General features: G+C 70.6%; 27 protein-coding genes and 2 tRNA genes. 14 read left to right on the top strand and 15 right to left on the bottom strand.

Translation table 11 applies throughout. From position 1 onward, the window contains the following. Window positions 1-33 precede the first annotated feature (33 nt). The 3 genes from aztD (at window position 34) to ELQ90_RS09075 (ending at window position 4,222) form a co-directional block, all read left to right on the top strand. Window positions 34-1,239 carry a zinc metallochaperone AztD gene (aztD, locus tag ELQ90_RS09085; protein WP_208020612.1) on the top strand — a complete coding sequence of 402 codons (1,206 nt, stop codon included), beginning with the start codon at window positions 34-36 and terminating at the stop codon, window positions 1,237-1,239. A 141-nt stretch (window positions 1,240-1,380) separates the two neighbouring features. Beyond that, window positions 1,381-2,172, top strand: coding sequence for an inositol monophosphatase family protein (locus tag ELQ90_RS09080; RefSeq protein WP_128494956.1), 792 nt, complete (start codon window positions 1,381-1,383; stop codon window positions 2,170-2,172). A gap of 271 nt (window positions 2,173-2,443) precedes the next feature. Beyond that, entirely contained in the window at window positions 2,444-4,222 is a 1,779-nt protein-coding gene (locus ELQ90_RS09075; RefSeq protein WP_128494955.1) for a M23 family metallopeptidase, read from the top strand. Between the two features lie 144 nt (window positions 4,223-4,366). Here ELQ90_RS09075 and ELQ90_RS09070 read toward each other — a convergent pair whose 3' ends face one another. Then, window positions 4,367-6,115 carry a glycoside hydrolase family 13 protein gene (locus ELQ90_RS09070; RefSeq protein ID WP_128494954.1) on the bottom strand — a complete coding sequence of 583 codons (1,749 nt, stop codon included), beginning with the start codon at window positions 6,113-6,115 and terminating at the stop codon, window positions 4,367-4,369. 103 nt (window positions 6,116-6,218) lie between these two features. Further along, a complete protein-coding gene (locus ELQ90_RS09065; protein ID WP_128494953.1) occupies window positions 6,219-6,881 on the bottom strand; it encodes a YitT family protein in 663 nt (220 codons plus the stop codon). Window positions 6,882-6,948: 67 nt separating this feature from the next. Between ELQ90_RS09065 and ELQ90_RS09060 the strand changes: the two genes are divergently transcribed. From ELQ90_RS09060 to ELQ90_RS09050, 3 genes are all read left to right on the top strand, one after another. Further along, window positions 6,949-8,541, top strand: a complete 1,593-nt coding sequence (locus ELQ90_RS09060) for an amidohydrolase (protein WP_128494952.1) — start codon at window positions 6,949-6,951, stop codon at window positions 8,539-8,541. Between the two features lie 126 nt (window positions 8,542-8,667). Continuing rightward, a tRNA-Thr gene (locus ELQ90_RS09055) sits at window positions 8,668-8,739 on the top strand. Between the two features lie 31 nt (window positions 8,740-8,770). Then, a tRNA-Met gene (locus ELQ90_RS09050) sits at window positions 8,771-8,844 on the top strand. Window positions 8,845-8,892: 48 nt separating this feature from the next. Here ELQ90_RS09050 and ELQ90_RS09045 read toward each other — a convergent pair. Next, window positions 8,893-9,168 carry a hypothetical protein gene (locus tag ELQ90_RS09045; RefSeq protein WP_128494951.1) on the bottom strand — a complete coding sequence of 92 codons (276 nt, stop codon included), beginning with the start codon at window positions 9,166-9,168 and terminating at the stop codon, window positions 8,893-8,895. Between the two features lie 171 nt (window positions 9,169-9,339). Here ELQ90_RS09045 and ELQ90_RS09040 point away from each other — a divergent pair, with 171 nt between their 5' ends. Both ELQ90_RS09040 and ELQ90_RS09035 read left to right on the top strand, forming a co-directional pair. Continuing rightward, window positions 9,340-9,843 carry a hypothetical protein gene (locus ELQ90_RS09040; protein ID WP_128494950.1) on the top strand — a complete coding sequence of 168 codons (504 nt, stop codon included), beginning with the start codon at window positions 9,340-9,342 and terminating at the stop codon, window positions 9,841-9,843. 139 nt (window positions 9,844-9,982) lie between these two features. Continuing rightward, window positions 9,983-11,233, top strand: a complete 1,251-nt coding sequence (locus ELQ90_RS09035) for an MFS transporter (RefSeq protein WP_128494949.1) — start codon at window positions 9,983-9,985, stop codon at window positions 11,231-11,233. Window positions 11,234-11,246: 13 nt separating this feature from the next. Here the strand turns inward: ELQ90_RS09035 and ELQ90_RS09030 are convergent, their stop codons facing one another. The 7 genes from ELQ90_RS09030 to ELQ90_RS09000 all read right to left on the bottom strand — a co-directional run bounded on the left by ELQ90_RS09030 (window position 11,247) and on the right by ELQ90_RS09000 (window position 17,483). Further along, window positions 11,247-11,444, bottom strand: coding sequence for a DeoR/GlpR family DNA-binding transcription regulator (locus ELQ90_RS09030; RefSeq protein WP_128494948.1), 198 nt, complete (start codon window positions 11,442-11,444; stop codon window positions 11,247-11,249). Between the two features lie 21 nt (window positions 11,445-11,465). Continuing rightward, window positions 11,466-12,239, bottom strand: coding sequence for a hypothetical protein (locus tag ELQ90_RS09025; protein WP_243696090.1), 774 nt, complete (start codon window positions 12,237-12,239; stop codon window positions 11,466-11,468). Beyond that, a complete protein-coding gene (locus tag ELQ90_RS09020) occupies window positions 12,236-13,507 on the bottom strand; it encodes a cation:proton antiporter domain-containing protein (RefSeq protein ID WP_243696089.1) in 1,272 nt (423 codons plus the stop codon). Before ELQ90_RS09020 ends, ELQ90_RS09025 begins: the two co-directional genes overlap by 4 nt. Before the next feature lie 67 nt (window positions 13,508-13,574). Next, window positions 13,575-15,182 (bottom strand): MDR family MFS transporter, encoded by a 1,608-nt coding sequence (locus ELQ90_RS09015; protein WP_128494947.1) that lies wholly within the window; start codon window positions 15,180-15,182, stop codon window positions 13,575-13,577. Between the two features lie 114 nt (window positions 15,183-15,296). Then, the gene (locus ELQ90_RS09010) at window positions 15,297-15,911 is read right to left on the bottom strand and encodes a TetR/AcrR family transcriptional regulator (protein ID WP_128494946.1); all 615 of its coding nucleotides are present in this window, start codon (window positions 15,909-15,911) and stop codon (window positions 15,297-15,299) included. A gap of 100 nt (window positions 15,912-16,011) precedes the next feature. Beyond that, a complete protein-coding gene (locus ELQ90_RS09005; protein WP_128494945.1) occupies window positions 16,012-16,734 on the bottom strand; it encodes a YcnI family copper-binding membrane protein in 723 nt (240 codons plus the stop codon). A gap of 134 nt (window positions 16,735-16,868) precedes the next feature. After that, on the bottom strand, window positions 16,869-17,483 hold the full coding sequence (locus tag ELQ90_RS09000; RefSeq protein ID WP_128494944.1) for a hypothetical protein: 615 nt from the start codon (window positions 17,481-17,483) through the stop codon (window positions 16,869-16,871). A gap of 113 nt (window positions 17,484-17,596) precedes the next feature. Between ELQ90_RS09000 and ELQ90_RS08995 the strand changes: the two genes are divergently transcribed. Together ELQ90_RS08995 and ELQ90_RS08990 are read left to right on the top strand one after the other, a co-directional pair. Further along, a complete protein-coding gene (locus ELQ90_RS08995; RefSeq protein ID WP_243696088.1) occupies window positions 17,597-18,571 on the top strand; it encodes a L,D-transpeptidase in 975 nt (324 codons plus the stop codon). A 122-nt stretch (window positions 18,572-18,693) separates the two neighbouring features. Then, a complete protein-coding gene (locus tag ELQ90_RS08990) occupies window positions 18,694-18,996 on the top strand; it encodes a hypothetical protein (protein WP_128494943.1) in 303 nt (100 codons plus the stop codon). Between the two features lie 66 nt (window positions 18,997-19,062). On the opposite strand, the gene galE is transcribed toward ELQ90_RS08990, so the two are convergent. The 3 genes from galE to galT form a co-directional block, all read right to left on the bottom strand. Further along, a complete protein-coding gene (gene galE, locus ELQ90_RS08985; protein ID WP_128495197.1) occupies window positions 19,063-20,025 on the bottom strand; it encodes a UDP-glucose 4-epimerase GalE in 963 nt (320 codons plus the stop codon). 128 nt (window positions 20,026-20,153) lie between these two features. Next, window positions 20,154-21,320 carry a galactokinase gene (gene galK, locus ELQ90_RS08980; protein WP_128494942.1) on the bottom strand — a complete coding sequence of 389 codons (1,167 nt, stop codon included), beginning with the start codon at window positions 21,318-21,320 and terminating at the stop codon, window positions 20,154-20,156. After that, window positions 21,317-22,429 (bottom strand): galactose-1-phosphate uridylyltransferase, encoded by a 1,113-nt coding sequence (gene galT / locus ELQ90_RS08975; protein WP_128494941.1) that lies wholly within the window; start codon window positions 22,427-22,429, stop codon window positions 21,317-21,319. Before galT ends, galK begins: the two co-directional genes overlap by 4 nt. A gap of 45 nt (window positions 22,430-22,474) precedes the next feature. Between galT and ELQ90_RS08970 the strand changes: the two genes are divergently transcribed. After that, window positions 22,475-23,272, top strand: a complete 798-nt coding sequence (locus tag ELQ90_RS08970) for a DeoR/GlpR family DNA-binding transcription regulator (RefSeq protein WP_128494940.1) — start codon at window positions 22,475-22,477, stop codon at window positions 23,270-23,272. Window positions 23,273-23,476: 204 nt separating this feature from the next. Here the strand turns inward: ELQ90_RS08970 and ELQ90_RS08965 are convergent, their stop codons facing one another. Beyond that, complete coding sequence (locus ELQ90_RS08965; protein ID WP_128494939.1) at window positions 23,477-24,211, bottom strand: glutamine amidotransferase; 735 nt, start codon at window positions 24,209-24,211, stop codon at window positions 23,477-23,479. Between the two features lie 126 nt (window positions 24,212-24,337). On the opposite strand from ELQ90_RS08965, the gene ELQ90_RS08960 reads away from it, so the two are divergent. Continuing rightward, window positions 24,338-24,931: a histidine phosphatase family protein gene (locus ELQ90_RS08960; protein WP_128494938.1), complete on the top strand. Its 594-nt coding sequence runs from the start codon at window positions 24,338-24,340 to the stop codon at window positions 24,929-24,931. 36 nt (window positions 24,932-24,967) lie between these two features. On the opposite strand, the gene ELQ90_RS08955 is transcribed toward ELQ90_RS08960, so the two are convergent. Then, window positions 24,968-25,510, bottom strand: a complete 543-nt coding sequence (locus ELQ90_RS08955) for a GNAT family N-acetyltransferase (RefSeq protein ID WP_128494937.1) — start codon at window positions 25,508-25,510, stop codon at window positions 24,968-24,970. A 50-nt stretch (window positions 25,511-25,560) separates the two neighbouring features. Here ELQ90_RS08955 and ELQ90_RS08950 point away from each other — a divergent pair, with 50 nt between their 5' ends. After that, window positions 25,561-26,007: a MaoC family dehydratase N-terminal domain-containing protein gene (locus ELQ90_RS08950; protein WP_128494936.1), complete on the top strand. Its 447-nt coding sequence runs from the start codon at window positions 25,561-25,563 to the stop codon at window positions 26,005-26,007. Further along, on the top strand, window positions 26,004-26,441 hold the full coding sequence (locus ELQ90_RS08945; RefSeq protein WP_128494935.1) for a MaoC family dehydratase: 438 nt from the start codon (window positions 26,004-26,006) through the stop codon (window positions 26,439-26,441). Before ELQ90_RS08950 ends, ELQ90_RS08945 begins: the two co-directional genes overlap by 4 nt.

The raw sequence follows: 26,441 nt of genomic DNA, 5'->3' as shown, positions 1-26,441 counted from the left end.
GCCCGACCCCCTGAAAGAGAAGAAAGAGGAACAATGCGCACAGCAAGATCACGGCGCGCCGGACTGCTCGTCCTCGCGGCGGGCGCCGTCGCGGCACTGGCGGCCTGCTCGTCCACCGCGACCCCGAGCGACGAGCCGTCGGCATCGGCGTCCGGCACCGAGGCAGGTGCCCGCCTCGCGGTCGCCTACGATGGCGGCATCCTCGTGCTCGACGGCGACACTCTCGAGACGGTCGCTGACACCTCGTCCGAGGAGTTCACCCGTCTCAATCCGGCCGGCGACGAGCGCCACGTCATGGTGACGATGAGCGAGGGGTTCCAGGTCCTCGACACGGGCGCCGGCTCGAGCGACGAGCCGGAGCTGACCGACCTCGTCTTCGAAGCCGACACCCCGGGCCACGTCGTCCGCCATGGCGGGAAGACGCTCCTCTACGCCGACGGAACGAGCGACACCACGGTCTTCGACCCCACCGAACTCGCCGAGGCCGAGGAACTCCCCGCGACGGAGACGATCCCGGGCGTCGAAGCGCACCACGGCGTCTCGATCATGCTCGAGGACGGCACGTTCCTCACGACCGTGGGCAACGCCGACGGTCGCAACGGCGTCGTGGCCCAGGACGCCGACGGCGAGACCATCGCGCAGAGCGAGGAGTGTCCGGGCCTGCACGGCGAGGGTACCGCGGAGCACGAAGCGGTCGTCTTCGGGTGCGAGAACGGCGCCCTCCTGTACGCGGACGGGGAGTTCACGAAGCTCGACGCTCCCGACCAGCCGTACGGCCGGATGGGCAACGCCTACGTGAGCGAGTCCAGCCCCATCGTGGTCGGCGACTACAAGAACGACGTCGACGCCGAGGGCTACCTCCTCTCAGCCGTCACCCTCATCGACACCGAGGCGAAGACGCAGCGCGTCGTGGACCTGCCGGAGGGTGTCGAGTACACCTTCCGTGACGTTGCCCGCGGGCCCGAGGACCTTGCATACATCCTCGCGAGCGACGGCTCGATCCACGTCCTCGATCCCGAGACCGGCGAGATCACCGAGTCGTGGCCCGTCGTCGAGGCGTGGGAAGGCCCGGTCGAGTGGCAGGACCCCCACCCCGCCATCCAGGTCGCCGGCGACGTCGCCTACGTCACGGAGCCCGCGTCGCAGCGGGTCCATGCCGTCGACCTGACGACGGGAGAGGTCGTCGCGTCGACGGAGCTCGAGGTCACCCCGAACGAACTGGCCGTCGCAGCCGGCTGATACCGCGCCGCGTGATCACGCCCTCCCTCTCCGCCGCACCACGTCGGAGAGGGAGGGCGCCGTCCGCTTCGGCCTCCCCACTAGCCTGGAACCGCAGCCGTCGTGCCCCGCCTCGGCGCCATCAGACGTGAGGAGACCGTGGTGACCGGAGCGCTCGAGTTGAGGGACATCGCCGAGACGATTGCCCGGGAGGCCGGCGAACTCGCGTTCGCGCGACGAGCCGAGGGCGTGTCGATCGCGGCGTCGAAGTCATCGCTCGAAGACGTCGTCACCGAGGCCGACCGCGAAGTCGAGACCCTCATCCGAGCGCGCCTCGCCGATCTGCGCCCGGACGACGCGTTCCTCGGGGAGGAGTCGGGAGCCGAGGGCGGTTCGAGCGGACTGACGTGGGTGGTCGACCCCATCGACGGAACCGTCAACTACCTCTACGGCATCCCCGATTACTGCGTGAGCATCGCCGTGGTCGAGGGCGAACCCGATCCGCTCACGTGGTCGGCGATCGCCGGAGTCGTCTTCGCTCCCGCCAAGGGCGAACTCTTCCGAGCAGCCGCCGGTTCCGGCGCCTTCCGCGGCGACGAGCGGCTCGCCGTGAACACGGACGTACGCGCCGAGCTCGCCCTCATCGGCACGGGCTTCGGCTACGCGGCCGAGAAGCGGGTGAGGCAGGCTGCAGTCGTCGGTTCGCTCATCGCCGAGGTGCGCGACATCCGACGCATCGGAGCGGCGGCCCTCGACCTCTGTTCGGTGGCGTGCGGCCGCCTGGACGGGTATTACGAGTGGGGCCTGAACCCGTGGGACCAGGCCGCCGGAGCGCTCATCGCGCGCGAGGCCGGAGCGCGCGTCGAGGGGCGCGGTGGAGCGCCGAGCGACAGGGAGCTCACCATCGCCGCCGTTCCCGAGCTGTTCGACTTCCTCCTCGAACGGGTCGGATGAGTCTTGCGAGGAGGTAAACGGAGGGAAACGCCGGGTGACCGGCCGAAAGGGCGTATCGGGCTCGTTTCCGGGGCCGAAAACGAGGGCATCTCGCATTGGCTTTCTCGGCGCAACCCCGTTATTCTTGATGAATTCGTTACACATCGGTGATGTAAGACGACCCGAAGACCCGTTGTTTCTCCGCCTCGAGCAGGTTATGGAACGCGCGCGAAAGCCCGCTTCGCGCTGTCCATGACGCCTGTCCGCTCTGTTCCAAAGGATCCATCGCTCCGTGCCAGCCAGCCTCCCCGGTGACGACGCGCCGCTCCGCCGCGTTCGCAACCGCCGCACCCCTGCGGCCGACCGGGTCGAGGCGACCCCGCAGCCCGACGGATCCGTAGCGATCACCGACGCTGCAACGCTCATCCGCTCGGCGGAGGATCGTTCCGTCGAGGCGACCACGGCTTCCCCACGTCGTTCGGAGCGCCGGGCCCGTCGGATGGTGACCGTCGCGGACGGCGTGGCGGATTCTGCTCCGTCCCCGATCCCGGAATCGGCTGCCGAGGTTCCCGACGCGTCGCTCGGTCGTCGCGCTCGTCGCACGCGAGCCGCGGTCGAGGTCGCTTCCGGCGGCATCGTGAGCGACTGGATGGGCACGCACACGGAGCACGACGTCCAACGCATCGCCGCGCAGGCCGCTTCGCTCGCCGCCGTCCCCGAGGCGTCGGTCGACTCCGCCGACGAGGCCGCGCCGTCACGTCGTGCGCGTCGCGCCCGCCAGGTCGTCGCCCTCGAGTCGAGCGTCCTCGACGAGGCCGAGTCGCTCCCCGTCGTGTCCCGCCGCTCGCGTCGATCGAGCCGCGTGTCGTCCGACGAGCGCCTCCCGCTCCTCACTGTCGAGCCGCGCGCGACGCTCGAGCCGGCCCCCGTCGCGGCGAACCCGACGGACCTCGTCGTCGCCACCGACGCGGACGTGAGTCACGAGTCGTTCACGATCGTGCAGGACGACCCGGCCGACGTCGCGTCGCACAACGCGATCGTCGACGAGCGCGAGGCCGTTGCCGTCATGGTCGAGGACGTTTCCGTCGAACCCGTCATCGCGAGCATCTCTCCGACCATCGTCCTCGACGCGGAGGAGGCGCTCTCCGCCGCCCCGCTCCTCGGTTCCTCCCTCTCCGTCGAGCCGATCGACGTGGAGACGACGAGTTCGATCGTCGCCGTCGGCCACGTGACAGAGCAGGTCGAGCGACCGGTCTTCGTGCCTCGCACGGAGCTCGACGCGCCGGTCGCCGCCGTCACGAGCGTCTCCGCCGCTCCCGCTCCGGTGATCTCCCGCCGCAGTCGCGCCGGACGCGTCGCCGCCAAGTCCTTCAGCTTCGCCGCCTTCAGTGTCGCGGGGCTCCTCACGCTCGCGACGTCGCTCCCCGCGAACGCCTTGCTCTCCGCCGACGATGTCGCGGCGCAGAAGGTGCTCGTCACGCAGGGCGACACGACGACCACGTCGTTCGGCCAGACGCAGACGGTCGCCGCGTCGGGGGAGACGCCCGTCGAGACGATCAAGCGCGACTCGTACGGCGCCGTGTCCGCGCTCGAGGCGGCCAAGGCCCTCGGGATCCAGCCGGAGGCGACGTTCTCGAACGACCCGAACGGCACGATCCAGTGGCCCTTCGCGGTGGGCGTCCACATCGGCAGCGGCTACGGCGCGCGCCCCGGGTGCCCCATCGGTTGCAGCACCGACCACAAGGGCCAGGACTTCAACCCCGGCTACGGCGCGCCCATCCAGTCGATCGCCGATGGCGTCGTCATCGAGTCCACCGACTCCGGTGGGGCGTTCGGCGTCAAGATCGTCATCGAGCACGTCATCGACGGTCAGATCGTGCACAGCCTCTACGGCCACATGATCAACGGCTCCCGCACCGTCGAGGTGGGCGACCCCGTGACCGTCGGCCAGGTCATCGGTCAGACCGGCAACACGGGCCGTTCGACGGGTCCGCACCTCCACTTCGAGATCATGCTGAACGGTACGGAGCACGTCGACCCGCTCGCGTGGCTCTACGCCAACGCCAACTGACGCGGCACCGCACTCCTCGGCTGCACGCTTCGACGGGCTCAGACACCGTCGGGGTCATCCTTGAGGCGCGGTCGGCTCCGGTCTCCGAGCCCGTCGAAGGGTCGACGGGCTCGGAGACCGTGTCGACGGCCAGTCGGGCCCCGTTCAGGCCAGACGGAACCAGACGGTCGTGTCGCCCGGGAGGGTCGTTCCGTCGAACGGCCCGCTCGCGAGGAACAGTTCCGTGTCGACGAACGCCTCCGGGACCGGCACGTCCGTCGTCCCGACATTCGCGAACACGACGACGTCGCTCGTGACGAAGCCGAGCACGTCGGCGGGCAGCCCCTCGACCCATTCCAGTCGGCCCTGCCCCATGGCGTGCTCGCGACGGAGGCGGAGCGCCGTCCGGTAGAGCTCGAGGGTGGTGCCGGGCACGCCCTCCTGAGCGTCGCGCGCGAGGTCCGCCCACTCGTCGGGCTGCGGCAGCCACGATGCGCCCGTCTCGTTGAACCCGTAGGCCGGGGCCGCCGACTCCCACGGGATCGGTACGCGGCAGCCGTCGCGGCCGTACCGCTCGCCGTTCGAGCGGAACCACGTCGGGTCCTGGCGCGAGTCGTCCGGCAGATCGACGACTTCGGGCAGCCCGAGTTCCTCGCCCTGGTAGATGTACGCACCACCGGGGAGCGCGAGCATGAGCATCGACGCGGCGCGGGCGCGGGCGAGACCGACGACGGGGTCCGGCTGGCCGGGCGACTTCGGCCCGATGCCGTGACCCTGCGGGTTCTCCGCAGTGAGGGCGAGGCGCGAGGCGTGCCGAACGACGTCGTGATTCGAGAGCACCCACGTGCTCGGGGCGCCGACGGCGCTGAACGCCGCGATGGACTCGTCGATGACCGCGCGGAGCGGTGCGGCGGCCCAGGGCGTCTCGAGATACGGGAAGTTGAAGGCCTGCTGCATCTCGTCGGGCCGCACCCACAGGGCCATCTTCGACAGCGGGTCGACCCATGCCTCCGCGCACAGCACACGATCGCCGTCGTACGCGGCGAGCACCTCGTGCCAGTCGCGGAAGATCTCGTGCACGCCGTCCTGCGCCCAGTAGGGAGCGCCGGGCGTGTCCTCGACGTCGTCCGAGATGCCCGGTTCCAGCGTGATGCCGCCGGCTCCGCCCATGCTGCCGCCCTCGGCAGGCGGTGTGTAATCGGGCAGTCCCTCGGCCTTGATCATGCCGTGGGCGACGTCGACGCGGAAGCCGTCGGCCCCGCGGTCGAGCCAGAACCGCAGCACGTCGCGGAACATGGCGCGGACCTCGTCGTTGGTCCAGTCGAAGTCGGGCTGGCTCGTGTCGAAGAGGTGCAGGTACCACTGGCCCGGTGTTCCATCGGGGTCGGTCGTGCGCGTCCAGGCGGGACCGCCGAAGACCGACTGCCAGTTGTTCGGGGGAGTCGACCCGTCGTCACCCTTGCCGTCGCGGAACAGGTACCGGGCGCGCTCGGGCGAACCGGGTGCCGCCGCGAGCGCGGCCTGGAACCAGGGGTGTGCGTCGGACGAGTGGTTGGGCACGAGGTCGACGATGATCCGGATGCCGAGACGGTGGGCCTCGGCGGTCATGAGGTCGAAGTCCTCGAGCGTCCCGAAGAGCGGGTCGACGTCGCAGTAGTCGGCGACGTCGTAGCCCGCGTCCTTCTGCGGACTCGTCATGAAGGGCGAGAGCCACACGGCGTCGACGCCGAGAGCGGCGAGCGACGCGAGTCGCGAGCGGATCCCCGCGAGGTCGCCGATGCCGTCACCGTTGCCGTCGGCGAACGACCGCGGGTAGATCTGGTAGATCACGGCGGTGCGCCACCATTCGGTGCCGGGCGTGGAGGGAGCGGCGGAACCGTCCCGAGTGGTCGTCGAAGCGTCGGCCGTCGTCATGCCTCGATTTTACGGGCCGAGGAGCCGGTGCACCGCCGCAGTTGACAAGACGACCGCGCGGCGTGACCCCGGTGAGGCGCTCTCCGAGGGGTGCACGTCGGCGTCAGGCCGTGTAGCGGTTCGGGCGGTGGTTGAGCGCGATGACGAGGTTCATGACCACGGCGCCGGCGATCGACAGCGGGAGCAGGTGCGGAGGCACGACGAGCACGGACGACAGCACGATCGCCGCGTCGAAGCCCATCTGCAGGTAACCGGCCCGCCAACCGAAGCGGTCCTGCAGGTAGAGGCAGAGGATCGAGATGCCGCCGACGCTCGCCCGATGCCGGAAGAGGACGATGAAGCCGACACCCGTGACGGCGCTTCCGAAGAGCACGCCGTAGACGGGCTGCACCCCGTCGAGGTCGAGCATGACCGGGTGGAGTGTCGAGAAGAGCGACACGAGGACGACCGTGACGATCGTCTTGAGCGTGAAGGCCCAACCCATCCGGAGGACGGCGAGCACGAAGAACGGCGTGTTGATCAGCACGAACCACACCCCGAACGGCCACTGCGAGGCGTAGCTCGCGAGGATCGCGATGCCCGCGACCCCGCCCGTGACGGCGCCGGACGCCGAGAGGAGCGAGACGCCGAACGAGACCATGAGCGTACCGATCACGAAGGCGAAGACGTCTTCGGCGGGCGAGTGCGGCGGAGCCACGGCGTGCTCCGGGGGAGAGGGCTCCGGAGACGCGGGAAGCGGTGTCTGGTCGGAGGGCTCGGCGGTCACCGGTCCACGCTACCGGCCCGCGTACTGCCAGGATGGACGGCGAGGGTCGTAAGCGACGGGAGAGCGCATGTCCGCCATCAGTTTCGTGTCGGGGATCGTCCGCACCATGGACGCGGACCGGCCGCTCGCCGAGGCCGTCGCGGTGGTCGACGGGCGGATCGCGGCGGTCGGAACCACGGCAGAGGTCCTCGCGGCGACCCCCGAGCATGCCGAGGTCGTCGAACTGGACGGTGGCGCCGTCCTCCCCGGGTTCATCGACTCGCACTCGCATCCGCTCTGGGGAGCGCGACTCTCGGCGGGCGTCGACCTCGGCGGCCTCACGACTCTCGAGTCGGTGCGTCATGCTCTCGCGGCCGAGTCCCGCCGCGTCGGTCCGGGCGCGTGGGTGCGCGGGTGGAACCTCGAGTACGCGGCGTTCGGCGGCTCCGCGGTGCGCGGCGACCTCCTCGAGGACGCGGTGGGCGGAGCACCCACGTTCCTGATGTTCTACGACCTCCACACCGCAGTCGCGACGCGAGCGGCGCTCGAGGCGGCGGGCGTCTCCGGGGCGCGGGAGTTCGGCGACGCCTCGGAGATCGTCGTGGGCGACGACGGCGTCCCCACCGGGGAGCTGCGCGAACCCACGGCGTACGACCTCGTCGGCTCGGCCGCTCCCCAACCGACGATGGCGGAGGAGGCGGATCTGCTCGTCGCGACGTTCGCGCGCTTCAACGCGGTCGGCCTGACCGGGTGCGCCGTGATGGACGGCTCGGAGCGCCTGCTCGACGTGCTCGAGGCGATCGAGCGCGACGGCGAGCTGTCGGTGCGCGTCGACGTGTTCCTTTGGCATCGCCCGGACGACGACGATGCCGCCGTGGCCGCACGTATCGATCTCGCGAGCCGCGGCGGCCGGCGTTGGCGCGTCGCGGGCGTCAAGCTCTTCAGCGACGGCGTCATCGACACCGGGACGGCGTGGTTGCACGCGCCCGACGCGAGCGGCGACGGTCTCGCGAGCTTCTGGCCCGACTGGGATCGCTACCGCGAGGTCATCCGACGCTACGACGCCGCCGGGCTGCACCTCACGACCCACGCCGTCGGCGATCGGGCTGTCGACGCGGTCCTCGACGCCTACGCCGAGTTGCCTCCCGCCGACGACGCGCGCCCCCGGCGGATCGAACACCTCGAGATCCTCTCCGACGCCGACGTCCGGAAGCTCGCGGGGAGCGGTGTCGTCGCCTCGATGCAGCCGCTCCACATGCAGTGGCGGCACGGGGACCTCTCCGACTCGTGGGCGACGCGGCTGGGGGAGGCGCGCGCCGCGACGGGATTCCGGGCCCGCGACGTGCTCGACGCCGGCGTGCTCACGGTCTTCGGATCGGACTGGCCGGTCGCCGGGATGGATCCCCGCCCCAACTTCGTGTGGGCGACCGAGCGCTCGGCGCCATCGGGAGACGGTCCCGTGTTCGAACCGCATGAGCGCGTCTCGGTGGAGGAGGCGCTCACCGCTTACACGCGGTCGGGCGCTCTCGCGCTCGGCGCGACGGATCGCGGCGTCATCCGCGTGGGAGCCGTCGCCGACCTCGTGGTCCTCGCCGCCGACCCAGCCCGTCTCTCCCCGTCCGACCTCGCCACGGTCCCCATCCTCCGCACCCTCATCGCCGGTCTTCCGGCCCCCAGCTAGGTGCCTGAAAATTCCTTCTGTGCACGTATTTTCGAGCACCGAAGGGATTTTCAGGGGGGAGAGTTGGGGTGTTCGGGGAGGGCTGCGGCGGATGCTATCCTCGACTGGTGCCATTTCGATGGTCACGCCCCGATAGCTCAGTGGTAGAGCACTTCCATGGTAAGGAAGGGGTCGTCAGTTCAATCCTGACTCGGGGCTCGCTTTCCACTCTCGACCGTGGGAATCGCCTGGCAGGGTAGCTCAGCTGGTAAGAGCGCACGACTCATAATCGTGAGGTCGCGGGTTCGAGCCCCGCTCCTGCTACAACACGTCACGACCACGAAGGCCCGATCCGTCGGGCCTCTTTCGTTCTCAGTCCAGTGACCGCCGAGAACCGAGGCGCATCCCTACGAGCACGGCGATCGTGACGAGTCCGACGGTGAGGAGCATCGCTCCCGCAACCGTCGAGCGCCGCAGGACCACGAGATTCCCCGGGAACGATTCGGTGTTCGACTCCGGCGTGTAGGCGAACCACCCGAACGTGACGGGCGTGGCCGTGCCGGCGAGGACGAGGGCGAGTCCCGCGGCGGCCGCGAGGACGCCCGCGATCCACGCGATCGTCGTCCGCCGTGTCGAGGAGGAGGCCATACGTCCACCGTAGAGGGGGAGTGGTCCCCATCACCATCGCAGCGTCCCACCGGTAGCGTGGGGGAGGCGCCGACGACGGCCCGCCGCTGCACCGTGTGCTCTCGGGGGGTTCGATCGCACGGAGCCTCGGGCGCGGGGGAGATTTTCGCGCCCCTCTCGAAGGGAAACCACATGAAAAAGACCATCGCCGCGTGGACGATCGCGGCAGCGGCCGTCCTCGGCCTCGCCGCCTGCTCGAGCTCGGAACCGAGCGAGGGCACGGGAGCCGGCGCGGAGAGCTCCTCCTCCGCCGCTCCCTCGTCGTCCGCAGCACCGGAGACGGACACGGGCTCCGGTGACCAGACCGTCGCCGACGCGTGCACCGAGGTGCAGGCGAAAATTCAGGAGGCCAGCACGGCCGTCGCGGGGATCGACATGTCGACGGCGTCGAGCGACCCGCAGGGCACGGTCGACGCGTTCACCGAGACGGTCGACGGCGTCGGTGCCGCGGTCGAGTCGGTCAACAACCCCGAGGTGAAGACCGCACTCTCCGCCGTCCACGAGGACTTCGTCGCCCTGCGCGACCTGCTGGCGAAGGTGCTCGTCGAGCAGGACATGTCGGCCGCCGCCGGCATCACGACCGCGGCGACCGACGTCCAGACGTCGGCGCAGGAGCTCGCGACGCTCTGCAACTGATCTCACGCTGCGGCGCTCGACGCCCCGGGACCTCGGCCCCGGGGTGTTCGCGCAACCGTCGGGGAGTGGCGGGTTCGAGAAGCGACGCGTAGGCTCGACGACCGGTCGACGCCGGTGGGGGCGCCAGAGAGGAGCGGCGATGACGGACGCCCGTGAACCGCTCCGCTCCTCGCGCGACTTCCGCCTCCTGCTCGCCGGGCAGACCACGGCCCAGTTCGGCACGCAGATCGCCGGTGTCGCCATCCCCCTCCTCGCGGTCGTGACCCTCGAGGCGTCCCCGTTCGAGGTGGGTCTGCTCGGTGCGGCATCGACGATCGCGTTCGCCGTGATCGGACTGCCCGCTGGCGCGTGGCTCGACCGGATGCTGAGGCGGCCCGTCCTCGTCGCGAGCGACCTCGTCCGCGCCGTGCTCCTCGCGACCATCCCCGTCGCCGCGTGGTTCGGGTGGCTCACGATGGCGCACCTGCTCGTGGTCTCGTTCCTCGTGGGCACCGCGCGCGTGTTCTTCGACGTGGGATACCAGAGCTACGTCCCGACGGTCACGGGCCGCGACCGCGTTCTCGCCGGCAATTCGGCGATGGAGTTCCTCCGTTCAGGGGGTCAGGTCGCCGGGCCGGGCGTCGGCGGTGCGCTCGTCTCCCTCGTGGGCGCCGCGAACGTCGTGGTGCTGCAGGCCGTCGGTTTCGTTGTCTCGGCCGTGACGCTCGCCGGGATCCGCGCGACGGAGACCCCGCACGACCCGAGCGCCCACTCGGGCACGATGTGGCACCGCGTCCGCGAGGGCTTCCGCTTCGTCGTGCACCATCGAGTCCTGCGGGCGACGGCGCTCGCGAGTGCGGCAAGCAATCTGTCGTTCGCGATCGCCTCGGCTGTGACGTTCGTCTTCCTCTCGCGCGAGCTCGGTCAGCCCGCCTGGGTCATCGGTCTGCTCGTGGCCGCCGGATCGGTCGCGGTGATGCTGGGAGCCGCGCTCACGCCGCGGCTCGGACGACTCGTCGGAACCGCGCGGATCATCTGGGTGTCCCTCGCCGTCACGACGCCCTTCGTCCTGCTCGTCCCCACCGCGATGCCCGGGTGGGGGCTCGTCCTCGCACTGCTCGGGTTCGCGGCCGGCGAGCTCGGACAGATCGTCTACTCGATCACGAACGTGAGCCTGCGGCAGCGGCTGACGCCCGACCACCTGCTCGGTCGTGTCAACGCGACGATGCGCTTCCTCATCATGGCGTTCTTCCCGGCGGGCGCGCTGCTCGGAGGCGTGCTCGGCGAGGTCGTCGGCACCCAATGGACCCTCGTCGTCGCGGGCGTCGTCGCCCTCGTGGCGCCGGTCGTGCTGATCCGCGCGCTGCGGCGCCACCGCGACGTCGAGGAGTTCGACCCCGTCGAGGAGTGACACGCCGGCGCGCTCAGGCGAGCAGGACCTCGATGCCCGTACGGCGCAAGAGCTCGTCGAGGTCGACGGGGGCGTCCGTCGTCGTGATGACGGTGTCGAGATCGTGTACCTCACCGAAACGGTAGGCGGCGGTCCGCGTGAACGTGCCGGGCGTGCACACGAGCACCGAGCGGTCGCGAGCAACGGCGCGACCATCGAGACGCGGTGCCACGCGTGATCGACGTCACGGTCGTCAGTCGTCGGGGCGGTCGTCCGATTCGTCGGCCGTCGGCGGTGGCGATCCGACACGGTCCCGCAGGAAGTACGCCCCGACGGTGCCGGCGAGTGTCGCGAAGACCCCGACGGAGTACACGGCGAGCACGACCTGGAGGAGCCGGGAGAGGCCATCGTCCGTCGTGATGCCGGCACCGGTGACGGTCGCGAGGGCCGCTTGATGCAGAGCCGTCGGGTAGTCCGTTTGCGCATCGAACGCGTACAACAACTGGCTCGCTACGAGGACCACGACGACGGTCATGGCCGCCAGCCATCCGATTCGCGTCGACAGGAGCCGACCGGCCGAGCGCGAACCCCGCACTCCGGCGGAGAGGATGCCGCCCGCGCGCGCCAATCGGCCGAGGCGGGCGACGCGGACGAATCGGAGAGCCTGGAGAGCGCGGACGAATCGCAGGAAGGGCACGAGGAGGAAGAGGACCTGCCACCAGTTCCGACGCCAGAAGGCCGCTTGGAAGCGGGCCATGTACGCACGGAGGAGGAACTCGGCGACGAACACCGCCCAGAAGGCCCACCCGGCGATGTTCAAGCCCAGGCTCAATCGGGCATCGCTGACGAGTAGTTGTCCGAGGACGAGGAACAGGAAGACGACGCCGAGGACACCCATCGGACGATCGAGACGCTGGGCGAGCGTCTCCGCCGCCCGGAGACGGTCGGCGTCCGGCGTCTCGGGAGCGAGCGGATCGGACGCTGTCCGGTCATCCGATCCCTGTCGGGGAGACGAGGGCGGCGTCACTCGTCGCTCCCCTCTCGGCGGCCGGGTCGGTGACGAGCGAGCAACGCACTCGCGGGCGCGGTCGAGACACCGTGCAGCACGACCGACACCGTGATGGCGAGCAGGGTGTAGACGAAGACGTCCCGGAGGCCGGTCAATCGTTCCGCGAGGGTCGCATAGAAGAGCGCCGAGACGCCGATCGGCCCGAACCAACTGAGGAACAGCGTCTCGGGCCGCGAATGCACCCGACGCAGAAGCGGGCGGACGACCCAGAGCGCGATGAACCGGCGCAACACGACGGCACCGACCACCACGACCACGGCGATCCACCCGCGCTCGACCCATTCGTCGATGGGAAGCGCGAGGCCTATGAGGAGGAAGATGGGCAGGAGGAAGAATCGGTTGACGACGTCGTCGATCGTGCCCTCCTGCTTCTCGTCGGTCTGCGGGATGATCTGTCCGAACACCGCGGCGGCGATGAAGACGGCGAGGATGGCGTCCGTGCCGAGGAGTCTCCCAGCGCCAAGGACGGCGAGTCCGAGCGGAACGATGAACCCGAGGTACGAGCTCTCCTCCATGAGGCCCCGGTTGCGTGCGACGACGAAGAGCTTGCCGGCGCCGTATCCCACGACGAGCCCGAACACCGCAGCGCCGAGGACCTCCCGGACGAGCACGGTGAGCGCGAAATCCTGCCACGCGTTGTCGGGTGCGGTGAGAAGCAGTACCGGCAACATCACGAACGCGTAGCCGAGACCGTCGTTCACCCCGCTCTCCGAGCTGAGGTTGAAGCGGACACGATCGGGGATCCGTCGCGTCGCGAGCGAACCGGAGACGACGGGTGTCGTCACGACCGGATCGGTCGGTGTCAGGATCGCACCGATCAGGAGGGCGACGAGTAATGGGAGGCCGAGTCCCGCCCAGAGGACCCCCGTCGCGACGGCGAGCATGAGCGGCATCCCGAGCCCGAGGATGACGAGCAGCCAACGAGGGTTGGAATGCCAGTAGCCGTGCGGCAATCGGAGAGCGACGCCCGCGAGTCCGATGCCGAGGGTCAGCCGCGCCGACTCCTCGAGGAGGGTTCCCGTGGGGATGCCGAACTCCTCGAGCTGCACGACGCCGAGAGCGAACGGCCCGACGAGGACGCCCAACCCGAGTGCCATGACGGGGCCGGGCAGACTCGCCCGCTGCAGCACGCTCGAGCACGCCGACAACGCGAGGACGATCCCGGCGAAGAGTGCGAGGGGGAGGTTGAGGTCCACTGTGCTCCGACCCGGCCGTCGCTCGGCCATTCTGGCAAGGCCCGATCGTAGCCGCGTCGGCCCCCACCCTCGCAAGGTGGTTGACGAACGCGGGGTGCTAACGCACCTCGCTCCGCTGGGCCTTCTCAAGCTCCTCGGCCTCGGTACCGCCCACGGCCTCACCGCGCGCCACGAGGCCCGCGACGTCGGAGAGCGGGATCTGCTTGAGGAAGAGGGAGAGCAGGAATGCGAGGCCGATGAAGGGCACGAGATACCAGAACACGGGAGCGAGGGCATCCGCGTAGGCGGTGACGATGCCGTCCCGTACCGAGTCCGGGAGCTGCGCGAGCGTCTGCGGGTCGAGCGTCGAGGTCGCGTTGGCGGCGGCCTCGGGATCAGCGCCCGCGTCGCTGAAGACGCGCGTCAGGTTCTCCGTCAGCCGCGTCGTGAAGAGCGTCCCGAAGACAGCGGTGCCGAGGCTCGCCCCCACCTCCCGGAAGTAGTTGTTGGTGCTCGTCGCCGTGCCGATCTGCGAAGCCGGGACCGCGTTCTGCACCACGAGCACCACGACCTGCATGATGAGGCCGAGCCCAGCGCCGAAGAAGAACAGGAAGACGCAGATGAGCCACACCGGGGTGTCGGCGGACAGCGTCGTCATCGCGACCATGGCGACTCCCGTGACGAGCGTTCCGACGATCGGGAACAGCCTGTAGCGACCCGTCTTCGAGATGAGGATGCCGGAGGTGATCGACGTGAGCATGAGGCCCGCCATCATCGGGAGCATGAGCAGTCCGGACTCCGCAGCGGACGTACCGGAGGACATCTGCAGGAAGGTCGGGACGAAGCCGATCGCCGCGAACATGCCGAGACCGAGGGTCAGTCCGATGGCCGTGGCGTTGACGAAGATGGGGTTCCGGAACAGCCCGAGCGGGATCACGGGGTCCTCGGCACGTGCTTCGTTCACGATGAATGCGGCGACGGCGACGAGGAGGCCGACGCCCCACGCCCACGTCGCGAGCGAGTCCCACCCGTAGGCGGTGTCGCCGCCGAAGTCGGTGAAGAAGATGAGGCACGTCGTCGCGATCGACAGGAAGACGACGCCGAGGACGTCGATGCGCTTCGTCGCCTTCTTGCTCGGGAGGGTGAGCGCCACGAGTGCGATGACGAAGGCCGCGATACCGACGGGGATGTTGATGTAGAACGCCCACTGCCACGTGAGGTGGTCGACGAAGTAGCCGCCGAGGAGCGGACCGCCGACCGCGGACAGGCCGAAGATCGCGCCGAGGGGGCCGAGGTATTTGCCGCGCTCACTCGCCGGCACGATGTCGGCGATGATCGCTTGCGAGAGGATCATGAGTCCGCCGCCGCCGAGCCCTTGCATGGCGCGGAAGACCACGAACGACCAGAAGTCGCCGGCGAACGCGCATCCGACGGAGGCGAGCGTGAAGATCGCGATCGCGAGGAGGAAGAGGTTCCGGCGCCCGAGCACGTCGCCGAACTTGCCGTAGATCGGCATGACGATCGTTGTCGCAAGCAGGTAGGCCGTCGTGATCCACACCTGGTGGTCGACGCCGCCGAGCTCTCCCACGATCGTCGGCATCGCCGTGGAGACGATCGTCTGGTCGAGGCTCGAGAGCAGCATGCCCGCGATGAGGGCGCTGAAGATGATCCAGATCCGCCTCTTGGTGAGGAGGAACGGTGCGGGGGTGGCGACGGGGGAGGTCATGTCGTGTCCGTTCGGGATGTCGAGGGCGTGAGGGGGCGCGGCGAGGCCGCCGGTGCCGCGGCCGGGTGGGCGCGGGCGGCGTCGGTGCCGGGGTGTGGGGGGAGGGCTCAGGTCTCAGCGGAGAACGGATCGCGCGGCGTCGAGGCGCCGGCCGAAGAGCTCCGCGATGGACTCGGTGTTGTCCGGATCGAGGAAAGCCATCGCGCTCGGGCGCGCGAAGGCGCCGACGAGCTGCACGACGGCCGCCGCTCGGAGGTCGCCGGGCGGGAGTCCCTCGCGACGCTCGACGAGGGCCGTGTCGATCGCCTCGTCGCGCATCGCGAGCTCCATCATGCGGGCGAGGAGTCTGGGCTCCTGTTTGAGGGCTTCGGCGACCCCGCGGATGCCGTCGGCGTCGATCTCGGCGCGCTCCCACCGCTCGAGCAGGAGGCGCACGAAGTCCTCGAAGAGGGTCGGTGAGAGGTCGTCCGATGCAGGGTCGCCACCGGCGAGGAAGGCGTCGTCGAGTTCGTCGTCGGTGTCGCGCCCGGCGACGCCGAGGACGGCGTCGTCCTTCGAGGCGAAGTAGTTGAAGAAGGTGCGGCGGGAGACCCCGACCTCGTCGCACAGCTCCTCGACCGTGAAGCCGGTGAGACCCCGTTCCGTGAAGAGTCGTCGCGCCCCCGCCACGAGGCGCGAGGAGGTCTCCGTCCGCCGACGCTCGCGGACGCCCATTGCACTTTCGGTCATGAGTGCAGTTTTGCACTTCAGGACCGCCAGTGCAAATAACGTGCCGACGGCGCGAAAGGGCCCTCCCGCGATCGCTCGCAGGAGGGCCCCAGGTCACCGCTCAGGAGTTGCGGCGACGGAGCGCCCAGAGGGCGAGCACGACGCCGGCGAGCCCGACGACAAGTCCCGCGACGCCGAGGCCGATGGCCGTTCCCGTCGCCGGGTCCGATGTCGGCGACGCGGTGCCGCCCGACTCCCCAGCCCCTGACGCGTCGGAGCCGGCCGCGTCCTCGGTGTCTGAGGCGCCGTGGCCGTGAGCGTCGTCGGACGCTTCCGTCAGAGTGATGACGGGAGCGGGATGCTCGGGCTCGTCCTCGCCCTCGACGGTCTCCTCGTCCCACGACGTCGAGCCGACCTCGCACGTCTGGAGCACGGGGAACGCGAGCACGTCGCCGGCCGCGCCGTCGGGCAGCGGGACGGAGAGCGTGAACGTGTCGCGCAGGCCATCGGCGAGCGGGGTCTTCGCCGTGTAGACGACGGCCGACGTGTAGTCGGGGTCGGTCTCCGACGGCACTTCGACGACGTCCCAGTTCGGATTGACCGTCGGCGTCACCGTGATGACGTCTTCAGGGATGGTGATGCGGACCTCGGTCGTCGAGGAGCCGTCGCACCCGTGGGGGACGGCGAAGGTGAGGTTGGCGTACGAGCCGGCCGCCGTCGTGTCGGGGGTGACGCCGACGTGCGCGCTCGCGGCGAGGGGAGCGGCGAAGACGAGTGCGACGCCGGCGGTGGCACCGAGCGCGAGGCGCCGGACGGAGCGGGAACGGGTGGTGGGGGTGGTCATGGTGGGTCCTTGATCGAGAGGCCGCGGATCGCGGCGGGTCCTGGGTGGATGGCCGTCGGTCGCGGCGCGACGACGGCGCTGAAGGCACAGCGGTCGGCCACCGCTCCGGTGTTCGAGCGGGAGCGGGGACCGTGCTACGCGGCGGTGATCAGGACGGGAGGGCCGCGGCGGCGGAGGCCGGTGAGGATTACGGCGATCGGCGACGGGCGGAACCCCGTGCCGTTCGGGCGGACGCGCGCGAGGTGCGAACCGATGGCGACGGGCACGGCCGTCAGTGCGGGGAACAGCGATCGGACGACGTGCGAGAGCGCGGCGGTCGCGAGCGAGGAGCGGTCGGCGATCCGGAGCGCGACGATCGTGACGGCGGCGGCCACGCCGTGGGCCGCGAGCATGCCGACACCGTCGTGCGCGTGACCCGACCCGTTAGCGAGGACCGTGAGGGTCGTCGAGCCGGCATGGGCCGAGTGACCGGCCGTCTCGGCGACGACCCGGGCGCCCCCGGCGCCGACGAGGGCGAAGGTGCCGTGGAAGAGCGCTTGCGAGGCGACGACCGCTGCAGAGACGCGCGTCCAGGAGAACCGTCGTCCGACGACGGCGGTGCACCACCCGACGCTCACGACGAAGGCGAGTGCGAGGAGGGGCGCCGACGGGAAGGCCCCGCCGCCCGCCGTGTGCGACAACGCGGCCACGAGCGTCGCGATGGCCGCTGCGGCGGTGCCGCGGGCCAGGCGATGAGTGCGCGAGTGCATGATGGGCGAGGTCCTCCGTCGACAACGCTACCCGTTCGGAAGCGGTGGTGATCTCGGATGCCGATCTCACTCGTCGGCTTGCATCGCGGGGTTCGCCGCCGCAGCATGGAACCGTGAGCGGGGGCGGAACGGACGAAGGCGGGGTCACGGTCGGCGCGGGGGCCGAATCGGCGGTCGAGGCGGGTTCGGTGTCGCGACGCCCGCGTCGGCGTCTCGTCGTCGCGCTCATCGCCGTCGTCGCGGTCGTCCTCCTCGTGGTCGGCGTCGTGGTCGTCCGGCACCTCACCGAACCGGCGCCGCCGCCGGTCGCAGCAGCGCAGTCGCCGACGCCCACCCCCACGCCGACCCCGACCCCGACTCCTACGCCGACGGGCCACCCGCAGGACGACCGGCCCTACGACCTCGCCGGCCTGCCGACGGTCGACGTCTTCGCGGTCATCCCCTCCCTCCCCGTCGACGACGCGCCCGAGCAGGGAACGACGGGGGAGGTCGCCCGTCCGCTTCCCGCCGGCGCTCCCGTGTTCGCGGAGCCCGGAACGGCACCCGTCGCCGCGCTGCCCCGGGAGCTGCCGTACGAAGGCAGCATCGTGCCGATCATCGAACGGGAGCAGCACTGGGTGCGCGTCCTGCTCGTCGGTCGTGCGGGGGTCCCCTCGGCCGGCGTCTCCGGTCAGCTCACGGGCTGGTTGCGAACCGCCGACGTCGAGATCAGCGCGATGGACACCTCGATCGAAGTGAGCCTCTCGGCCGGCACCATCGACCTCGTGAGGGGTGGGGCGCGCGAGCGGGTCCCCGGCGAGTTCGCGTGGGGGACGGACGCGACGCCGACGCCGATCGGTCGGACCTTCGTGATGAGCGTGCGCACGGCGTCCTCGCTCGCCTACACGCGCGGGCACCCGATCGTCTACCTCGCGGTCCAGTCGCCGACGCTCGACGGCTTCGGCGGCATCGACGTCGCGATCACTGCGTTCCACTACCACGACGTCCATTCCGGGCCGATCTCGAACGGCTGCCTCCGCGTCGACGCGGAGGCGATCTCGCTCCTCACGCAGGTCCCTGCGGGCACTGCCGTCCGCATCACCCCCTGAACACGTCTTTTGTGCACGAAAACTCGCGCACAAGGAAGTGCTCAGGGGGTGAGTGTCGGTGGGGTCTTCCTAGGATCGAGCACGCGCAGGCCGGAGCGCTCCTCACCACCTAGGAGCACCGCATGTCCTTGCCGAGACCCATCCGCATCTCGCGGGTCGAATGGGTGTGCATGCGCAACGACCCCGTGCTCCCGAAGGCCGTCATCCGGCTCGTGACGGTGCGGCCGCGTGTCGGCGATCACGAGGGCGTGCCGTGCGAGCGGTACCGAGTGGTGACGTGGGCGCCCGACTCGGCCGACCGGCTCCTCGTCGGCTATTTCGCGTCGCTCGGTGAGGCCAACGCCGCGGTGCGCTTCGATATCCCCGACCCGGCGACCGTCGTCACGGGTCATGCCGCTTTCGGCATGTACGGCCGGACGCGCTGACCCTCCACCCCCTGAAAATCCCTTCTGTGCACGCGTTTTCGTGCACATGCGGGATTTTCAGGGGGGTCAGGCGGGGGCGCGGGCGGCTTCCCAGGCGCTCGCGATCATCTCGTCGAGGGAGTGGCGCATGCGCCAGTCCAGGTCTCGAGCGGCGAGCTCGCCGCTCGCGACGATGCGGGCAGGGTCGCCGGGCCGCCGGTCGTGGATCTCCGGCTCGAAGTCCACGCCGGTCACGCGAGCAACGCCGTCCATGATCTGCCGGACGGAGACGCCGTCGCCGCTGCCCAGGTTGTAGATGGGCTCGATCGCATCCCCGGCGGTGAGCCGCTCGGCCGCGCGCACGTGCGCCTCGGCGATGTCGGCGACGTGGACGTAGTCGCGCACGCACGTGCCGTCCGGCGTCGGATAGTCGACGCCGTTGATGCGCGGGGTGCGGCCGTCGGCGAGGGCCGCGAAGACCAGCGGAAAGAGGTTGTGCGGGCTCGTATCCCGGAGCGACGGCGTCGCGGACCCGACCACGTTGAAGTACCGGAGACTCGTGTGCTGGAGGCCCGTCGCACGGCCCTGGTCGCGCAGGAGCCACTCGCCGATGAGCTTCGACTCGCCGTAGGGGGACTCCGGGTGCGTCGGCGTCCCCTCGGTCACGAGCTCGACGTCGGGCGTTCCGTAGACGGCGGCGCTCGACGAGAACACGACGCGTGTGACCCCCGCGCGTTCCGCCGCGGCGAGGAGGTTCGTCGTCGCCGTCACGTTCTGCTCGTACGTGTGAACGGGCTTCGCGACCGACTCGCCCGCGTACTTGTACCCCGCGATGTGTACGACGCCCGCGAAGCGGTACTCGGAGAAGACGCGGTCGAGGAGGGCGACGTCGAGGAGGGTGCCCTCGACGAAGTCCTGCTCGGGATCGACGAACGAGTGGTGGCCGCTCGAGAGGTCGTCGAGCACGACCGTGGGGATGTCTGCTGCCGCGAACGCCCTCACGACGTGCGAACCGATGTACCCGGCTCCGCCGGTGATCAACCACGTCATGTCGTCCTCGTTCGTCTCGTCCAGCAGGGGTTCGTCCAGCACGGTGTCGTCAGCACGATCTCATCCAGCGCGCCGCCGTGCAGCGGGCGGCGTCTCCGCGGCTCGTCGCTCGCGCCCCGTCGTCCACGTCAATCCTCCCGCCGTGCACCCGCGGAGGGCGACACCGTCGAGAGGGTCGGCTCGCGGAACCCGGCGGATGCGAAGGCCTTCACGACGGCCTCCTGAGCCGCGCCCACGAGCTCGACGGGCACGAGCCCGATCGCGGAGCCGCCGAAGCCTCCGCCCGTCAATCGGGCGCCGAGGGCCCCGGCCGACCTCATGGCCTCGACAGCCGCATCGATCTCGGGCACGGAGATCTCGAAGTCGTCGCGCATGGAGGCGTGCGACGCGTCGAGAAGGGGTCCGATGGCCGTGGCTCCGACGTCCTGGAGCGTCGCGACGGTGTCGAGAACGCGGGCGTTCTCGGTGACGATGTGTCGCGCACGCCGGAACGTCTCCTCGTCGAAACGGCCGTCGTCGAGCGCGGCCTGCAGATCGGCGAGGCTCGCGTCGCGGAGAGCCCGGACACCGAGTGCGTCAGCCGCCCGCTCGCACGCCGCACGGCGGCTCGCGTAACCGCCGGTCGCGTGGTCGTGGGAGACGTGGGTGTTGACGATGAGGATCTCGAGGCCGGCCTCCGAGAATCCGAGCCGTACGGCCTCCGCCTCGAGGGAGCGGCAGTCGAGGAACACCGCCGAGTCGGCGTCGCCGAAGAGCGAGGCCGTCTGATCCATGATCCCGGTCGGCGCCCCGACGACGGTGTTCTCGGCCCGTTGCCCGGCGAGGGCGAGTGCGGCACGACCCGAGCGGAGACCCCACAACTCGTCGAGGGCGATCGCGGTCGCGCACTCGATCGCGGCGGACGAGGAGAGCCCCGCGCCGATCGGGACGTCGGAGTGCACGACGAGCTCGAAGCCCGTCAACCGGTCACGGCCTGCGGACTCACCGAGCGCCCAGGCCACGCCGAGCGGGTAGGCCGCCCACGACGCGATCCGCTCGCCCGTGAGCGCCGCGATGGTCGTCTCGACCGGGTCGCCTGCCGCGGTCGTCGCGACGAGCACGGTGTCATCGTCGCGGAGACGGACGGCGACGACGGCACGGTCGCCGATCGCGAAGGGCAGTGCGAAGCCGTCGTTGTAGTCGGTGTGCTCGCCGATGAGATTGACCCGGCCGGGCGCCGACCAGATCCCATCGGGCCGACGCCCGAAGCGCTCCTCGAAAAGGCCCGTGATCTCGTCCTCACGCGATCCCGTCATCGGACCGCCTCCTTCCACGCGGCGGCTTGCGCCTCGGGCAGCACGTCGCCGATGAATGCGCCCATCGCGCTCTCGGATCCTGCCAGGTACTTGAGCCGCGCGGGAGCCCGCCGCGGCGATGTGATCTGGAGCGTGAGCCGGATGTCGCGGTGGTCGCGCACGGGCGCCTGGTGCCACGCGGCGATGTAGGGCGTCGGGTCGCCGTAGACGGCGTCGATGCCCTGCAGCAGTCGTGGGAGGAGGTCGGCGAGTTCTGCGCGCTCCGCCGAGTCCGTCTCGGCGAGGTCGGCGACGTGGCGATGCGGCATGACGTGGAGTTCGAGCGGCCAACGCGCCGCGAAGGGCACGAACGCGCTCCAGTGCTCCCCGCGGACGACGAGTCGCTCGGACGTGCTCTCGAACGCGAGGATCTCGTCGAAGAGTCCGGAACCGTGCCGTTCGACCTGCTCGACGAGTCGCCGGGTGCGCGGCGTGACGTACGGGTACCCGTAGATCTGACCGTGCGGGTGGTGGAGCGTCACTCCGATCGCCTCACCGCGGTTCTCGAAGGGGAAGACCTGCTCGACCCCGGGGATCTCGGACAGTGCGGCGGTTCGGTCGGCCCACGCCTCGACGACCGTCCGGAGTCGGGCCGGGCTCTGGCTGCCGAGCGACCCTTCGTGCTCGGGACTGAAGCACACGACCTCGCAGCGGCCGACCGAGGTGCGCGAATGGCCGACGACCCCGGTCGCCGGGTCCTCGTCGTGCACGTCGTCGGCGGTTGCGGGACCGAAAGAGGGGGAGCGGTTCTCGAAGACCGCGACGTCGTACCGGTCGGGGACCTCCGAGGGGTTCGTCGCGCTCGCCGGTGCGAGGGGATCGAGGTCGGCTGGGGGGAGGAAGACGCGGTTCTGGCGTGCGGCCGCGATCGAGATCCACTCGTCGGTGAGGGGATCGCGCCGCATCGTCGCCGTGTCGGGACGCGGATCGAGCGTGCGGGCATCGGCGGCGCGCTCCGGCGGAAGCGTGGAGCCGCGGTCGTCGTAGTAGTAGAGCCGACGGCCGTCGGCGAGCGTGTCGTCCCGCCGGACGACGCCGTCCGTCAGGGTCGAGGAGGGGAGGGCTGGCATGGTTTCATGTTGACAAGTAAACGCAAGTAAAGCAAGGTTCAACACATGAGCGGAGTCGAGGGAGCAGCGCCTCCCGCCGAAGTGCGGAGAGCACGCGTCCTCGACCTCGTCGTGGAGCGCGGCTTCGTCCGCGTCGGCGATCTCGGCTCCGCCTTCGGGGTGTCGGACGTGACGATCCGCGGAGACCTCGACGCGCTCGCAGCGGCCGGATCGGTGCGGCGGGTGCACGGCGGAGCGGTCGCCACGGTCGCGCCGCTCGCCGAGCCGTCGTTCGAGCAGGCCTCCGACTCGTTCGCCGCGGAGAAGGCGGCGATCGGCCACCACACGGCGGGACTCGTCTCCTCGGGGCAGAGCGTCTTCCTCGACGTGGGGACGACGACGAACGCCGTCGCGATCGCCCTCGCGGCGCGCGACGATCTCGAGGACGTCGTCGTCATGACCAACGGCCTCACGATCGCGCTCGCGCTCGAGAGCGCGATCCCCCGCTTCACCGTCATCGTGACGGGCGGTGCGCTGAGACCGCTCCAGCACTCCCTCGTGAACCCGATGGCCCTGCGCCTGTTCGACGGGCTGCACGCCGATCTCGCCGTCATCGGCTGCAACGGCGTCCATCCCGACGCCGGCGTCACGAACGTCAACCTGCCGGAGGCCGAGGTGAAGCGGGCGATGGTCGAGCGAGCGGGGCGCACCGTCGTCGTCGCCGACGGATCGAAGCTCGGGAACGTGCATCTCGGCCGTATCGCCACTCTGGCGGAGGTCGACGCGCTCGTGACCGGAGCATCGGCCCCCGCCGCCGCCCTCGCCGAGCTCGACACGGCGGGCCTGCCGATCACGCGCGTCTGACGTCGCGGCGACCCTCGCGAGATGCGTCGCGGGGGAGCAGCGGTCGACGGGCTCGACGGCCGCGGCGTCGAATCCGAGCGCTACGAAGGCGCCGACGACCGCGGCATCATGCGCGGTGGGCGGACCGGCGATCACGCGGTTCACGGATCCCGCCGGCAATCCTCTCTGTCATCGAGAGAGGGACGAGAACGACGAGAGCGACGGTCAGTGCGAGTAGCGCTCCGCGAACGAGCGCAGGACACGGTGTGACGCGCTCACATCGGCCGCCGCGACGCGATCGGCGACGGCCGCCGTGTCCGCCGGATCGAAGTAGCCGTGCCGCGAATAGGTGCGGACGCGCGCGACCATCGCGTCGACGGTGAGCTCCGGGTGGAACTGCGTCGCGTAGCGGTTGCGCCCGATCCGGAACGCCTGCACGGGGCACGTCGCCCCGGTGGCGAGGAGCACGGCGCCGTCTGGCAGCTCGGCGATCGCCTCCTTGTGCCCCACGAAGGCGTCGAAACGCGGCGGAAGCACCCCGAACACCGGGTCGCTGACACCCTCGGGGGTGAGCGTGACGGCGACGGCGCCCGAGCGCTCGCCGTACCGCCGATCGATGACCGCTCCGGCGTGACGGCCCAGGGTGCCGATGCCGTAGCAGGCGCCGAAGAAGGGTACGTCGTCCGCCTCGATGCGGTCGAGCAGTTCGTCGAGTTCGCGCTCGACGCGGAGCTGGACGTTCGACTTCGACTCGACGGGGTCCGTCGAGGTGAAGGGGCTGCCGGCGAGGAAGACGCCGGAGTAGTCGCGGAGGTCGAGGCCGGTGGGAAGAGGCGCGACGTCGAGCCGGTGGTGAGCGAGGCGGCTCGGCGGCAGACCGGTGAGGGACACGAAGAGCCCGTACTCGTGCGAGGCCGCGTCGTCCTCGACGCGCGTCGTGAGCAGGAGGAACGGGCGCATCCCGCCAGGGTATCGCCGGTCGCGACGAGGTGACGTCGCGGCCGCCCGCGTACGCACCGGTTCCTGCGCTCCACGGTCCGGCCCTCGGGGTCGAGGCCTCCCGCGCTCGTCGCCTAGGCTCGATGCATGCCGATCGCCCTCATCCGTCATGGCCAGACCGACTGGAATCTCGCTCTCCGCATCCAGGGGTCGACCGACGTCCCGCTCAACGACACGGGTCGCGAGCAGGCACGCGGGATCGTCGGGAGACTCGACGCGTCACGGTGGGACGTCGTGGTGAGTTCGCCGCTGTCCCGAGCGCGGGAGACCGCTCAGATCCTCGCGGACGGACTCGGTATCGAACTCGGACCGGCCATCCCGGACCTCCGCGAACGCGGCTACGGCCAAGCGGAAGGGGCGACCGCCGAGGACGTGCGCGCCAACTGGCCGGACCGTCAGTACCCCGGCATGGAGCCGGAGCGCGAGGTGGAGGCACGCGGCGCCGCTGCTCTCGCCGCCATCGTCGAGCAGTTCCCGGGGCGAAACGTCCTCGCGGTCAGCCATGGCACCCTCATCCGGCTCACTGTCGGCGCCGTGACGGGAAACCCGATCACGCCGATCCCGAACACCGCCATCGTCGAGCTCGACCGCGAGGGCGACGAGTGGGTCCTCGTGCACGCCGAGCTGAGCGTCGAGGGCGTCGAGGCGGCCACGCGGATCGGTCACACGACCGCGCACTGAGGCCGTCGGGCGTGCGGTCCGACCGTGGCCGTCGGGTCAGCCGTCGGCGACGACAGCCATCATGATCGCGTCGACCCGCTCGCCCTCCCAGAGCAGCGCGTCGCGACGGCGCCCCTCCACGACGAAGCCGGCCTTCTCATACGCGCGGACGGCACGCGGGTTGAAGGCGTACACCTCGAGCTCCACGCGGTGGAGCCCCGCCTCGAGAGCGAAGGCGACGACGGCACGCGTCGTCTCCGTGCCGTATCCCTTCCCGGCGTGCTCGATCGAGAGCGCGATCCGGAAGCCCGTCGTCTCGTCCTCCGGCGAGACGTCGTTGAGGACGACCTCGCCGATGTGGGCGCCGTCCTCTCGGCGGATCACGGCCCAATCGGCCCGGTCGTGCTGCGCGGAGAGCGAGCCGAGCCACGCGATGACCGCCTCGCGCGAGAATGACTGACGGGTGCCCGTCAGGCGCAGGGCCTCGGGGTCGCTCAGGAGGGCGAGCGTGCCTTCGAGATGCTCGGGGCCGAGCGGAACGAGATCGAGTCGGTCGGTGCGCAGGGCGGGCACCGTCCGGAACAGGTCGTCGGGCAGCATGGCCAGAACGCTAGCAGGACCCGGCGGAGGCGCCACGGTAGACTCGAGGGGTGACTGTGAACCCCGCGATCGAGGGCAGGGAGTTCCCTCCCGTCGCCCCCTACCTGGTCGGGCGGGAGAAGGTGCGCGAGTTCGCGCGTGCCGTCCTCGCGACCTCTCCGCTGCATCTCGACCCCGAGGCGGCCCGCGCCGCCGGCTACGCCGACGTCGTCGCTCCGCCGACGTTCGCCGTCGTGATCCAGGAGGCGACGCTCGCGCAACTGCTCGCGGAGCCCGACGCGGGCATCGACTTCTCACGCGTCGTGCACGGCGATCAGCGCTTCACGTTCGGTCGCCCGATCGTGGCGGGCGACGAGCTCACCGCGACCCTGCGGGTCGCGAGCGTCAAGTCGCTCGGCGCCCACTCGATGGTCACGGCGGAGACGACCGTGACGGACCCGGATGGTGCGCACGTCGTGACGGCCGTCTCCACTCTCGTCGTCAGGGGAGACGAATGACCGCACGGCCGACCGGACTGGATCTCGACGCGCTCGCCGTCGGTGACGTCGTCGTGGAGAAGGACTACCGCCTGACGCGCGACACCCTCGTGCGTTACGCCGGTGCCTCCGGTGACTTCAACCCGATCCACTACCGCGACGACGTCGCCGCGAGCGTCGGGCTTCCGGGCGTGCTCGCTCACGGCATGCTCACCATGGGCCTCGCCGTGCAGCCGGTCGTCGAGGCCGTCGGCGACCCCGGCCGGGTGACCGACTACCAGGTCCGCTTCACGCGCCCCGTCGTCGTCGACCCCGCCGAGGGAGTCTCCGTGACCGTCTCCGCGAAGGTGGGTGCCCTCTTCCCCGACGAGTCGTCCGCGCGCGTCGACCTCACGGTCACGGTGGGCGGCACGACCGTGCTCGGCAAGGCGCAGGTCCGCGTCGACCTCGCATGA

Source organism: Labedella phragmitis (assembly GCF_004078635.1).
GTDB lineage: Bacteria > Actinomycetota > Actinomycetes > Actinomycetales > Microbacteriaceae > Labedella > Labedella phragmitis.
The sequence above is the reverse complement of the archived record's forward strand: the minus strand, read 5'-3'. Positions and strand labels throughout refer to the sequence as shown.

Coding starts and splice junctions, on each gene's coding strand:
- ELQ90_RS09000 (WP_128494944.1), bottom strand. CDS start 17,483: ATGCACTCGCGCACTCATCGCCTGGCCCGCGGCACCGCCGCAGCGGCC.
- ELQ90_RS09060 (WP_128494952.1), top strand. CDS start 6,949: ATGTCCGCCATCAGTTTCGTGTCGGGGATCGTCCGCACCATGGACGCG.
- ELQ90_RS09045 (WP_128494951.1), bottom strand. CDS start 9,168: ATGGCCTCCTCCTCGACACGGCGGACGACGATCGCGTGGATCGCGGGC.
- ELQ90_RS08990 (WP_128494943.1), top strand. CDS start 18,694: ATGTCCTTGCCGAGACCCATCCGCATCTCGCGGGTCGAATGGGTGTGC.
- aztD (WP_208020612.1), top strand. CDS start 34: ATGCGCACAGCAAGATCACGGCGCGCCGGACTGCTCGTCCTCGCGGCG.
- ELQ90_RS09010 (WP_128494946.1), bottom strand. CDS start 15,911: ATGACCGAAAGTGCAATGGGCGTCCGCGAGCGTCGGCGGACGGAGACC.
- ELQ90_RS09005 (WP_128494945.1), bottom strand. CDS start 16,734: ATGACCACCCCCACCACCCGTTCCCGCTCCGTCCGGCGCCTCGCGCTC.
- galE (WP_128495197.1), bottom strand. CDS start 20,025: ATGACGTGGTTGATCACCGGCGGAGCCGGGTACATCGGTTCGCACGTC.
- ELQ90_RS09020 (WP_243696089.1), bottom strand. CDS start 13,507: ATGGCCGAGCGACGGCCGGGTCGGAGCACAGTGGACCTCAACCTCCCC.
- galK (WP_128494942.1), bottom strand. CDS start 21,320: ATGACGGGATCGCGTGAGGACGAGATCACGGGCCTTTTCGAGGAGCGC.
- ELQ90_RS09040 (WP_128494950.1), top strand. CDS start 9,340: ATGAAAAAGACCATCGCCGCGTGGACGATCGCGGCAGCGGCCGTCCTC.
- ELQ90_RS08965 (WP_128494939.1), bottom strand. CDS start 24,211: ATGCGCCCGTTCCTCCTGCTCACGACGCGCGTCGAGGACGACGCGGCC.
- ELQ90_RS08955 (WP_128494937.1), bottom strand. CDS start 25,510: ATGCTGCCCGACGACCTGTTCCGGACGGTGCCCGCCCTGCGCACCGAC.
- galT (WP_128494941.1), bottom strand. CDS start 22,429: ATGCCAGCCCTCCCCTCCTCGACCCTGACGGACGGCGTCGTCCGGCGG.
- ELQ90_RS09015 (WP_128494947.1), bottom strand. CDS start 15,182: ATGACCTCCCCCGTCGCCACCCCCGCACCGTTCCTCCTCACCAAGAGG.
- ELQ90_RS09035 (WP_128494949.1), top strand. CDS start 9,983: ATGACGGACGCCCGTGAACCGCTCCGCTCCTCGCGCGACTTCCGCCTC.
- ELQ90_RS08945 (WP_128494935.1), top strand. CDS start 26,004: ATGACCGCACGGCCGACCGGACTGGATCTCGACGCGCTCGCCGTCGGT.
- ELQ90_RS08960 (WP_128494938.1), top strand. CDS start 24,338: ATGCCGATCGCCCTCATCCGTCATGGCCAGACCGACTGGAATCTCGCT.
- ELQ90_RS08970 (WP_128494940.1), top strand. CDS start 22,475: ATGAGCGGAGTCGAGGGAGCAGCGCCTCCCGCCGAAGTGCGGAGAGCA.
- ELQ90_RS09070 (WP_128494954.1), bottom strand. CDS start 6,115: ATGACGACGGCCGACGCTTCGACGACCACTCGGGACGGTTCCGCCGCT.